This is a genomic window from Marinobacter sp. G11, assembly GCF_021282325.1.
Lineage (GTDB): Bacteria > Pseudomonadota > Gammaproteobacteria > Pseudomonadales > Oleiphilaceae > Marinobacter > Marinobacter vinifirmus.
In genome coordinates, this window is sequence record NZ_JAJSPB010000089.1 from 1 (window position 1) to 1,477 (window position 1,477).

Here is a 1,477-nt window from a genome sequence, read left to right on the forward strand (position 1 = left end):
TCCCTATGCCTATCTGAAGGATGTGCTGACCCGCTTGCCGACTCAGAAAAACAACACCATCGACGAACTGTTGCCCCACAACTGGAAGCCGGCTACACCTGACAAGGTGTGATGGGCGGACGCTTACGATGAGCAAGTAACTGCTGCGCTTAAACTTGAGCAGGACGGAGACACTGACGCTGCGATTCAGGCTTTGACTCAAGTCATTGCAGCTATTCGTTCCTTCACCACGGCGGATCCATACGCGTCAGCGCACCGCCGGTTACACGCTCCCGTAGATCGCTTGAGTCTTTTGCTTGAGCGCCGCAAAGCCTATGAAGACGCGCTTTCGCTGATTCAAGATTGGCAGACAACATTTGATCCAGTCCAGCCAAGCAGGTCCGTCGTGGAATCATTGACTAAGCGTGCCGAGCGCCTGCAATCAAAGCTTAAGTAGTGCGCAAGTGCCGCCTAACAACTCATTCAAGCGTTAAAAGGTAAAGCATGAATTCACAGCAAGTCACAGCAATCGCGCTAAGGGTTATTTCGATCTGGCTGCTGATTGAGGTTGTCTTAAATTTGCCGAGTCTTTTTCTGGCTTACTCGAGCATCGAGCAGTATCAGCAGAAAGAGATGCCGCTAGTCGCTTACATCGGCCTTATTGGATCTTTCCTTCTCATCGGTATTGTTGCCGTATTTTTAATCAACAAAGCGGCGAAATCCGTTCTTTCACGCGCCCAGACGGATTCAGAAAGCTCCTTAAGTAATGATTCTCAAAAGGCGCTTTTTCAACTGGCTGGCTTGTACTTCGTTGTTGATGCAATCGTTTACCTACCGCGTTCCCTGGGGTTTATCCCAAATACAGCAGACATCTCAGTTTCCAGTTTGCTTTGGACGGTGGGGCTGGCGTTTCAGCTTGCCGTTGGGTTATGGCTTGTGACCAACTCGTCTTTTTGGCTGAACCTATTCCAGAAACTTAGGGGGCGGGCCTGATGCCTTTTAACAAGTCGCTTAAGTTCGTTCCCGGCCTGTCGGCCGTCCACCGGACGGCTTTCAGCCGCCGCTTAGCTATGCGTTAGAGCAATGAGGGGGGAATATGCTCAGGGCGATAAAGCGCTGGTATGAGGGCCGAACAGTAATCCAAGAATTCGAGAACGATCCTCAGAGTTCGGCAGTTATTTTTCCAATGGTTTATACCGAGTACCATTGGTCAGCCAAGATTGCTCGCGCCGTTGTGGGCTTTTACTCACGGAACTGGCAATGGTTATGGGGCACAGGCATTGCCATTGCTTCGCTCTATGTGGCAGTTATAGCCTTGAAATAGTTAATTTATTTTTATTAAGAACCATAGATTATCATCGGCTACTGCTCTAACACATATGAGCCTTCTCGGAATCAACAGACAATAGTGATTTTTTGGCCGCACCAGCGGCCAACCTAAACCCATGAGCGAGAACGCCTGCTTCGCTAGTCTCGTCGAGCTGTCAGGCACTTACAG

The 1,477-nt window shown here is 49.8% G+C and carries 2 protein-coding genes; both read left to right on the top strand.

Annotated elements, in window-relative coordinates; translation table 11 throughout:
- On the top strand, nucleotides 1-112 hold a 112-nt coding region (locus LWH94_RS19110), incomplete at its 5' end, for a transposase domain-containing protein (protein WP_232903219.1).
- A gap of 371 nt (nucleotides 113-483) precedes the next feature.
- Complete coding sequence (locus tag LWH94_RS19115) at nucleotides 484-972, top strand: hypothetical protein (protein WP_138435700.1); 489 nt, start codon at nucleotides 484-486, stop codon at nucleotides 970-972.
- The last annotated feature ends 505 nt before the right edge of the window (nucleotides 973-1,477 follow it).